Origin of the sequence: Saccharomonospora sp. CUA-673, from assembly GCF_001942305.1 — a bacterium.
In the GTDB taxonomy this organism is placed as follows: domain Bacteria; phylum Actinomycetota; class Actinomycetes; order Mycobacteriales; family Pseudonocardiaceae; genus Prauserella.
This window is the reverse complement of record NZ_MKKE01000067.1, coordinates 1-8,827: the sequence shown is the minus strand read 5'-3', so window position 1 is coordinate 8,827 and position 8,827 is coordinate 1. Positions and strand designations below refer to the sequence as shown.

At 68.2% G+C, this 8,827-nt stretch carries 15 protein-coding genes; all 15 read left to right on the top strand.

Annotated features, from left to right (window positions below):
• The coding region (locus BJF85_RS23340; protein WP_139320566.1) for a DDE-type integrase/transposase/recombinase at window positions 1-404 on the top strand (404 nt) is incomplete at its 5' end.
• 975 nt (window positions 405-1,379) lie between these two features.
• The gene (locus BJF85_RS23330) at window positions 1,380-1,592 is read left to right on the top strand and encodes a hypothetical protein (RefSeq protein WP_020501079.1); all 213 of its coding nucleotides are present in this window, start codon (window positions 1,380-1,382) and stop codon (window positions 1,590-1,592) included.
• Window positions 1,593-1,609: 17 nt separating this feature from the next.
• Complete coding sequence (locus BJF85_RS23325) at window positions 1,610-1,849, top strand: hypothetical protein (protein ID WP_020501078.1); 240 nt, start codon at window positions 1,610-1,612, stop codon at window positions 1,847-1,849.
• Window positions 1,850-1,996: 147 nt separating this feature from the next.
• Window positions 1,997-2,479, top strand: a complete 483-nt coding sequence (locus BJF85_RS23320; RefSeq protein ID WP_020501077.1) for a hypothetical protein — start codon at window positions 1,997-1,999, stop codon at window positions 2,477-2,479.
• 2 nt (window positions 2,480-2,481) lie between these two features.
• Window positions 2,482-3,186, top strand: coding sequence for a 7-cyano-7-deazaguanine synthase QueC (gene queC / locus BJF85_RS23315; RefSeq protein ID WP_040589530.1), 705 nt, complete (start codon window positions 2,482-2,484; stop codon window positions 3,184-3,186).
• Window positions 3,187-3,812: 626 nt separating this feature from the next.
• Entirely contained in the window at window positions 3,813-4,178 is a 366-nt protein-coding gene (locus BJF85_RS30760) for a hypothetical protein (RefSeq protein WP_255375892.1), read from the top strand.
• A 3-nt stretch (window positions 4,179-4,181) separates the two neighbouring features.
• Window positions 4,182-4,739, top strand: a complete 558-nt coding sequence (locus BJF85_RS23305; RefSeq protein ID WP_009151786.1) for an SUMF1/EgtB/PvdO family nonheme iron enzyme — start codon at window positions 4,182-4,184, stop codon at window positions 4,737-4,739.
• Complete coding sequence (locus BJF85_RS23300; RefSeq protein WP_075850130.1) at window positions 4,736-5,224, top strand: DUF6884 domain-containing protein; 489 nt, start codon at window positions 4,736-4,738, stop codon at window positions 5,222-5,224. The genes BJF85_RS23305 and BJF85_RS23300 overlap by 4 nt, the downstream gene beginning before the upstream one ends.
• On the top strand, window positions 5,221-5,823 hold the full coding sequence (locus BJF85_RS30755) for a glycosyltransferase family 2 protein (protein WP_255375891.1): 603 nt from the start codon (window positions 5,221-5,223) through the stop codon (window positions 5,821-5,823). Before BJF85_RS23300 ends, BJF85_RS30755 begins: the two co-directional genes overlap by 4 nt.
• Window positions 5,799-6,035 carry a hypothetical protein gene (locus BJF85_RS30750; protein WP_255375890.1) on the top strand — a complete coding sequence of 79 codons (237 nt, stop codon included), beginning with the start codon at window positions 5,799-5,801 and terminating at the stop codon, window positions 6,033-6,035. Before BJF85_RS30755 ends, BJF85_RS30750 begins: the two co-directional genes overlap by 25 nt.
• Entirely contained in the window at window positions 6,005-6,259 is a 255-nt protein-coding gene (locus BJF85_RS30745; protein WP_255375889.1) for a hypothetical protein, read from the top strand. Before BJF85_RS30750 ends, BJF85_RS30745 begins: the two co-directional genes overlap by 31 nt.
• A gap of 68 nt (window positions 6,260-6,327) precedes the next feature.
• A complete protein-coding gene (locus BJF85_RS23290; RefSeq protein WP_009151789.1) occupies window positions 6,328-6,642 on the top strand; it encodes a hypothetical protein in 315 nt (104 codons plus the stop codon).
• Between the two features lie 17 nt (window positions 6,643-6,659).
• The gene (locus BJF85_RS23285) at window positions 6,660-7,607 is read left to right on the top strand and encodes a radical SAM protein (RefSeq protein WP_020501071.1); all 948 of its coding nucleotides are present in this window, start codon (window positions 6,660-6,662) and stop codon (window positions 7,605-7,607) included.
• A 67-nt stretch (window positions 7,608-7,674) separates the two neighbouring features.
• On the top strand, window positions 7,675-8,172 hold the full coding sequence (locus tag BJF85_RS23280; protein WP_075850129.1) for a helix-turn-helix domain-containing protein: 498 nt from the start codon (window positions 7,675-7,677) through the stop codon (window positions 8,170-8,172).
• A 57-nt stretch (window positions 8,173-8,229) separates the two neighbouring features.
• Window positions 8,230-8,827: phosphoribosyltransferase (locus BJF85_RS23275; RefSeq protein ID WP_139320815.1), on the top strand; the 598-nt coding region annotated here is incomplete at its 3' end.

Genomic DNA, 8,827 nt, shown 5'->3' with positions numbered 1-8,827 from the left:
ATTCCATCGCCGACCGGATGACCTCCCAGCTCGCCCTGGACGCGCTGGAATCGGCCGTCGCCCGCCGTGGTGGCCACGTCGCCGGCTGCACGCTGCACAGCGATCGTGGAGGCCAATTCCGGAGCCGGAAACTGCAGCAAGCGTTGTGGCGCCACCACATGCGCGGCTCGATGGGCCAGGTCGGCTCAGCCGGTGACAACGCCGCCATGGAGAGCTTCTTCAGCCTCCTGCAACGCAATGTGCTCAACCGCCGCACATGGGCCACACGCGAAGAGCTCCGCATCGCGATCGTGACCTGGATCGAACGCACCTACCACCGACGCCGCAGACAAGCCCGCCTCGGCCGCTTGACCCCCATCGAATACGAAACCATCATGAGCCACACCGCCACCCCGGCGGCCTAAACCACTGTCACAGTTTCCTTCAGCAGCCCCGTTCGTTGAGAAGCATCACCGACTGTGGCGTGGCGTGGGTACCATTCCCTCACGCGTCCGATCGCGGCCGAGTAAATGTGCCTCCTCGGTGTTGTGGCACCCAGGAGACACCGCCGAGAAGCCTCGTTACACACGGTGTCAACCCGCTTCACCCGACTGGCGTAGACGCCGCTCCGCCAGTGTTTGGGCAGGTCATCGGGGGTGACGCTCCATCCGCGCCCCATCGCCGCCCCACCGCCGCTCTGGTCCGGTCCCCGTGGCGATCGTTTAGTTGATCGGTGTTCGCTGCCGCAACAACCAGCAGTTTTGGAACCGGCAACGGGCACCTCCCGGCTGGCGCACCGAATGGTCACCGGGTGCCGATCGCAGGGCGCTCTTGACCGCCTGCGGCGGACGACAAACGACGCAACCAACCAAATAGGGACTCGCTGACTATTGGAGTAGATATGCTCTCCCAGCGATTCGCGATGCCCTGTGCGTCGCGATGCCCACAGACTCAGCTCGCTGTGCCGTGTTTGTTCGTGCAGCCGGTGTGTCGACGGGGATGGAGTAGGGACACCGCGCGAGGCGGTGCCGCACGATGAACACCGGACCCTGGTCCATCGCGTGCCGTGATGTCGCCGGCCGCGAGCGGACCCTGCGTGTTGTCGTGCGTGGCTCGGAGGTCGTGGTCATGGCTCCCCCAGGGGAAGTCGCGATCCTCGACCGCGCCGCCACCGCCCAGTTCCGCTCCACCGTCATGCAAGCCACCGAGGTGGCGACCACACCCGCGCCAGGTGCACCTGGCTCCATCACGGCAACCGGCATAGCGAGCACGGCGGAGCAGAACAACGGCGGTCTTCCCCCAACCGCCGAGGGGCGCCCTGCTCTGCCCTCATATCGCGGCGAGACCACGACCCCGATACCTGGTCTCGCCGCGATCCCCGCGACCAGGGGTGAGGCCGGATGATCGCCCTGGTCATCACGGCGGGCGCCGCGCTGGCGTTTGTCTGTTGCCTGTTGCGGCTGGCGTGGCGGCGTCGGCAGCAGACCGAATCTGCTTACGCCGGTTCGCATCGTCGTGCGCCGCGCCAGCCCCCGAACCGTGTCCTGCGACACGCGATCGCGACCGCCGGAACGCACGGCCTCGGCATGATCCGGAAGACCGAAGGCTCATGAGGCGGCCATGTGACACCGTGCCTGCCGCGACCTTGCTTCGTCGGCTGGGATGGCACCACCGCAAAGTCGACTGCCGCGATGGCAACGGCCAGCGGTCCGCACTGCACTTGCGGCGGCGCACTCCCGCGGATGTCGAGATCGAGCTGCCCGGCGGACGGCTCGCGCGGCTGACCAACGCCGAGGCCGGGCAGCTCCGGGCGGCACTCCGCGACGTTCTGCTCGCCGAGCACCCGCCGCACCGAGCGGGGGCCGTCTAGCCAGATGTTGAAGCCAGGCCGGATTTCTCGCCGTGCCTTCGGACGAGCGCGCGCTCGCGACACCGACTGCGGTCGGGCGGAAGCGGTTCGACGACGCCTTCCGCCCGGCCGCCACCAGCACCCACCCCTCTCGAGGAGGACCGACTCATGACCGCCGTCATCGACGACCACCCCGCCCTGGCTGAGCAGAAGCCTGACCAACGAGCGCGGGACTACAGGGACGTGTTCGCGTGGCCAACCACCATCGACAGCGTCACCGGTGATGTCCGCCTTCAGCTTGGCACGACCGTCGACGCGCTCATCATGCGCGCCGGGTTTGCCGGGGAGGTCAACAACTTCCTTGCGCGGCACATGTTGCGCGCGCCCATCATCGTGGTTCCCGGCGATCCCAACGACTGGATCTTCCTCACCGAGCCACGCACGCCCCTGCGCCAGTCGTCCTGGGACGACCTGGTGCGCATCCAGGTCGGCTGGAAACAACGCGGTGACTCCATCTTGCTTCCCGCTTTGGACAACGTGGACGAAGGCGTGCGGTGGCTTGAACAACCGCAACCACACATGACCCTTCCGCCGTGGACCGCAGTGGTCGGCGCGGTCCGCTCGACGTCCTCGCTGTGCGGGACGTGGTGAACATGACAATCGGCACCCCCGCTCACCGACATCCGCGCCACGCCATTGTGATCGCCTCCGGCGGGTTGGACTCCACCGTGCTGGCGTACTGGCTAGCCGCGCGCGGGGCCGAGCTGACGCTGTTGTCCTTCGACTACGGCCAACGGCACCGAGTCGAACTGGAGTACGCGGCCGAGATCGCGCGACTGCTCAACTGTCCACACGAGACCGTTGAGCTTTCGATGCTCGGTCGGCTGCTGGTTGGCTCGGCCCTGACCGACACCGACGTGGCGGTGCCTGACGGCTACTACACCGACGAGTCGATGCGTGCCACCGTCGTCCCGAACCGCAACGCCATCATGCTCGACATCGCCGTCTCCGTGGCTGTTGCCCGCAAGGCCGATGTGGTCGCGTTCGGTGCGCACGCCGGTGATCACGCCGTTTACCCGGACTGTCGACCGGAGTTCGTCGAGCGGTTCACCCGGTCGGTCCGCACCGCCAACGAGGGGCTGCTGGTCGACGATTTCGAGATCCTCGCCCCGTTTCTCACCCAGAGCAAGACCGACATCGTCCGCATTGGCACGGCACTGGACGTTCCGTTCGAGCGGACGTGGTCGTGCTACCGGGGCGAGGCGACGCACTGTGGGACATGCGGAACCTGCACTGAACGCAAGGAAGCGTTCCAACAGAACGGCATCACCGACCCCACCAGCTACCGCTGCGCGTGACGAGGTGATGATGATGACGGAGGCGGAACTCGGCTCGCCAACTGGGCCTGGGCGGGGCCGTCGTTCCTCGCGCCACGGCTCGCGCGTGTTGGGTTGCGAACCGGTACAGCGTGGCGAGGGGATCGTTCCTGCCGCCCAAGCACCCAGCACGGTAGCGCAGCAGGCGGCAACCCCGCCAGCGCCCTCCGCCTCCGGACCGCAGTCACACTCGCTGATGCCCCTGCTGTTCGAGCCGTACCTGCGCCGCGCGTTGCGCCAATGCGGCCGGCGAGCCTCGGCACCCGGTGCGACGACATGACCTGGGGCCACCTTCGCCGCGAGGCCCGCGTGATGCTGCCGCAACTGGCCATCGAACTCGCAAGCGGCACGTGGCAGCCCGGACCGATCCGCGACGTACGGCTCCCCACCTACACCGGCAAAGAGATGCACACCTTCATCCCCACCGTGCGGGATCGACTGGTGCACCGCGCGCTGCGCAACGCCCTCGAACCGGTGCTGGAAGCGAGCGCCTTCCGCGATTGGGTGTCCGGATTCCGTCCGCGCCGCAACCGCATCACCTCCCTGCGTCAGGCCGCTGGGTATAGCCGCGCGGCTTCCGGTGGGTCGCCGATCTCGACGTCGCCTCGGTGTCGGAAGGCGCGACGATCGACGAAGTCATCGACTGGCACGCCGAGCACATCCACGACGGCACCTTCCTGGCCCGCCTCCGTACCGCGCTCGCCGCGATGCCGAGCCCCATCGCGCCGGGCTCCGGCCTGGCGCCCATGCTGATCAATCTCCGATTGTCCCAAGTGGATAAACGAGTCTCTGGGCTTCGGGTCGTCCGCTTCGCCGACAACTATGTCGCTTTCGCCCGAACCCGCGAGGACGCGCAGGAGGCGTTCTACACCATCAGCGACGCACTCCTGCAGCTTCGGCTGCGGCCCAACGAGGCCAAGAGCCGTATCCGCGACGACGCCAACGTCGAAGACCTTTTCCTGATCGGCGGCTGAGGCATGAACCTGGAATGGATCGAGGTCACCGGCGGAGTCTGCGCCTTCGGGGACGACGCCCGCCCTATCCAGGTCGCCACTTTGTTGTGGACGCGCACCCCGATCGCCTACGGACACCTGCCGAGCGAGCACCCTGGCCTCGGGCCGCGGTTCCCCGTCGCCGAGATCAGCCACGCCGAGGCGACCGAGATCGCCAGCCGATTGGGCGGGCGGTTGCCACGCTCGGCGGAGTGGGAGTGGATGGCCGCCGGAGCTGACCGCCGACGCTGGCCGTGGGGCAACGCACCGTGGCAGGCGGCGTTCGCGAACCTGCGCGACTCCGGGCACGGCACGGTCACCCCGGTCGACACCCACCCTGACGGTGCCACACCCGAGGGCCTGCTCGATGTCGCGGGCAACGTGTGGGAGTGGACCGCCAGCACCGCGATGAGCGACGGAGTCATCATCCGTGGCGGTTCCTATGCCGCGCCACCGCTGTATGCGCAGTGCACGTTCCTCAACGCCGCGCCCGCTGAACTGCGCTCGCGCGGCATCGGCCTGCGGGTGGTGCGCGAACCATGACCCTTCGGCCGCTCAGCACGCGCATCCTCGCGCCCGACCAGGGTTTGATCATCCTCAACTGTTCGCGGGAGAAGCTCGTCACCAGCGCCCCGGTTGCGGCGCTTGATCTCTACCAGGGCGCGTGCGTTCCGCAGGCGCGTGATCACTTCGCCGCAAATCCTGCTCGCCGAGCCCGTATCCGTATCCTCTCGGCCGCGCACGGCCTGCTGCGTCCCGAGAAGGCGATCAGCACCTACGACCACCCGCTCACGAACCGGGTCGACGCCGTGCGTCTGCACGAGCGGACGGTCTCCGGGCAACTGGACGCCGAATTGGCGGAGACACCGTCGTTGCGGCACATGCTGATCGTGGTCGAGCCGTTGTACCTGCTCGCCCTGCAGCGCGTGTTCGACCACCTCGACCGGCTCGATCAGATCGCGATCATCCCGGACCCGTGGGGATGGTGGGACGGGTTGACCTACCTCCACCACTGGGGGTGGGCGTGACCACGCTGCACGAGGAACTGTTGCGCCGCAACAATTTCCACACCAGCAGCACTCGCAGCTGGGAAGCCATATCCGGGATCGGGTGGCACGAGCCCACACCGTCGGAGCTTTCACTGGCCGCCGTGCGCACCCTGTCGGTCGTAGTCCCGGCCTGCAACGTCAGCTACTGCCTGCCGGCCGTGCTCGACGCCCTGGAAGGCCAGCACCATCGGCACGGTTTCGAGGTCATCGTCGTCGACGACGCCAGCACGGACACCACGGCTGCCATCGCTGCCCGACACCCGGTCGTCACCACCGTCCTGCGGCTCCCAGAACGCGCGGGCGGGGCCACCGCACGCAACCTCGGCACCGCGCTCGCCCGCGGGCAAACGGTCCTCTACCTCGACGCCGACATGGTCCTGCCCCCACACGTGATCACCGACATCACCGCCCGCGCCACCGAGACCACGGTGCTCGTCGCTTCCGCCACAACCTGCCCTACGACCTGCACCAGGGCGGACGCGGCGTCTTGGCCGAGCATCCCCAACTCGGCGCAGACCATCGGGTCGTATGGCGGCCACCGGTCGGCCGCCCGTTGCTCTACACCGGCGTCACGCTGACCGAGCGCCTGGACGGCCGTCCGCTGGACCACACCCACGACTTCGTCGACCTCGGCTACGGCCAGCGCTATGTCGACTGGGACCTGCCCCGCATGGTCGTCACCTGCCTCGTCGCCGTTCCACGCGCCGCCGTCCTCACGTCGGAGGGTTCGATCCCGAGTTCGGACGGATCGGCTGGGGCATGGAAGACACGTACCTCGGCGCGTGTCTGATCGCGAGCGGGCTGCTGGTGATCCCGCTGCGGCAAGTCGTCGGGTTCCACCTCGATCCACCGGACGCGGAACAGCAATGGCAACGCAAGCTCGCCACCTGGCCCGGCACCCTCGCCCGCTACTGGGACCTGATGCGACGGCCCGCCCCGACCGGCCGCACCCACTCGTTCATCGCCGGGGTAAGCGAGCTGCTGCGCACCTGCGAGGTGCTGCGACCCCACTAGCGCCAGCGACGGACCCCCTGCATCGAAAGCCGCCACGACGACAACGACGAGAAGGAAGACACTGCCCGATGATCGACCCGATCTCCCTCGCGGTCGGCGCTGGCCTGTTCGCCACAGGGCTGCTGGCCGGCAAGCTGACTCGCCGCCGCGCACCCGCAGACACCACGCCGAAACCGTTGTGCGGCTGCTCGCATGGGCTGGAACAGCACGACCCTGACACCAACGAGTGCCACGGCCAGATCCTGCACAAGGATGCGCGCACCGAGGACGGTACCTGGATCGGAAACCAGTGGGTGCCTTGTACCTGCCGCCAGTACGTCGGCCCGAAGCCGTTCGAGGAGCTGTACGCCCCGCCGATGCTGCCACCGCAGGACACGCTGTGATCGGGCGACGTACCGCCATGACGCGGACCTTCACGGCGCGGACACACGGTACCGGGTTCGTCGTCCATGACCCGCTGACCGGGCTAACCCACCGCACTGGTGCCGAACTCGCCTCCGGCCGGATCCGGCTGTCCGACGACGCCCTCTTCTCCTGGCCCGAGATCCACCCGGCGGCCTTGCACGCCGACGTACCGATCAGCGTGTGCTGGTCGCCCTTGGTGCGCTGTAACCTCGCCTGCCCCCACTGCCTGGACGACAAGTCCGTGCCCGAACTGGCCCGACCCGACCGGCACCGCATCGCGCGGCTGGTCGCCGAGTCCGCGATCCTGGGCGTGGACATCTCCGGTGGCGAACCACTGCTGCTGCGCGAATTGCCCGAGCTGATCGACGTACTCGTCGCGGGCGGCTGCGCGGTCAGCGTCACCACCAACGGAACGCACCTGGTCCGCCGTGCCGAAGCCCTAGCGTCCCGCGTGGACGCCGTGCGGGTCAGTCTCGACGGCCCGGACGCCGAACGCCACGACCGCTGGCGCGGCGCGGGCAGTTTCGAGCGCGCCGTCGCCGGAATCCGCGCAGCGGTCGCCCACGGCATCCCAACCCAGATCCAGACCGTGCTTCTGCGCTCCACCGCGCGGGCCAGCGTCCGGCCGCTGGTCGAGTTGGCCGCCGCGCTCGGTGTGCACGGGGTGACCTTCCTGCAGATGCTCCCCATCGGAGAAGGTGCCGCACTGGCCAGCACCGAGCAGTTGACCGACGACGAGGCCACCGACCTCCTTGCCGAGCTGAGCGCCACGTCGGCCGTACCCGTACGCCTGCGCACTCGCGAGGCAGCCGGGGGTTTCACCGTGATCCGAGCCGACGGCCAGGTGTGGCGCAATCAGCCGGACGCGCAGGCCATCAGCTCCCGGCGCCCGCTGCTTGGGGTCAACGACCTCGCACTGACTGCGAGGGACGGCTCGGCATGAACGACTCCTCGAACCGCCACGGCGTAGCCCGGCTGAAAGTACGCATCGCATTGCAGGAGGAAGGGCGATGAACATGCCGACGAGCGAACAACTCGAGCAGTTCGCGCGGGTGCTGGGAGACCTGCTGCGGACCGCCCGGAAAGAACGCGGCTGGACCCGCAAGCAGATGCGCGCCGAAATGGGCGCTGACGACGAGGACGAGCTGTCCCTGCAAACCCTCGCCACCTACGAACTCGGCACACGCCGCATATCCGTCGAGCGGCTGGTCGAACTGTGCGCCGTGCTGAAGCAGCGGCCCGACGAGCTGTTGCTCCGCGCGACCACCCTCGCGTTCGGCAGCGATCACGACGGTCGCGTCAAGGTCGACCTGTCGGCCCTCGCTCATACGACCGACCCCCGACTGCAGCCCCTCCAGCGATGGGCGACGGTCCGAGCCCGCCAATGCCCGGTCGGACGTACCCCCGTCGAAGAACTGGACGCCCACGCACTGACGGCACTTGCCGGGATCGCCGGATCTCCCATGTACGACCTCGTGCAAGCCCTGCGTGAGCTCCAAGGCGCATAGGACCTGCGATCGCCTCACTGACGCGACATCCCTTGCCCCTCAAAGAATGGACCACGAATGACCACTGCACGCCGCGTCTTCGAACACCACCAGGTCTGGCGCTTGACTCCCGACTCGCTCCGCGAGGCCACGACCCTGTTGGTTGGCGCGATCCTGCGCGATCACCAGTCGGTCGAGCACGTCATCGGCATCGCCAACGGCGGCGTCGCCCCCGCCCGCATGATCGCCTCCACGCTCGGGATCAAAGCCCGCATGGTGAACGCCCGCCACAACACCGGCGACGCGACCTACCAGCAGGCCACGGGCAAGGTGACGCTCGACCTCGACCCGCTGACACGCGCCCTGAACGGCCAACGGCTCAAGGGCCGGGTGTTGGTGGTGGACGACATCTGCGGCAGCGGCGCCACCCTCCGCCGCCTCCGGCACGACCTCACGCCCTTGCTCAGCCCGAGCGCGCAGCTCCTGACCGCAGTCCTGTGCCTCAACACCGGGGCGGCCACGCTGCCCGACTACTCGATCTGGACCGTCTCGGACTGGGTCGTCTTTCCCTGGGAAATGAACCGTACTGGGTTCAGTTCCGTTGTTCTGAAGCGGGAAGTTCCTCCCGCTGGTGTTCATAGTAGGCCGCCTCAACCTCGGCGGGCGTCTGGTGCCT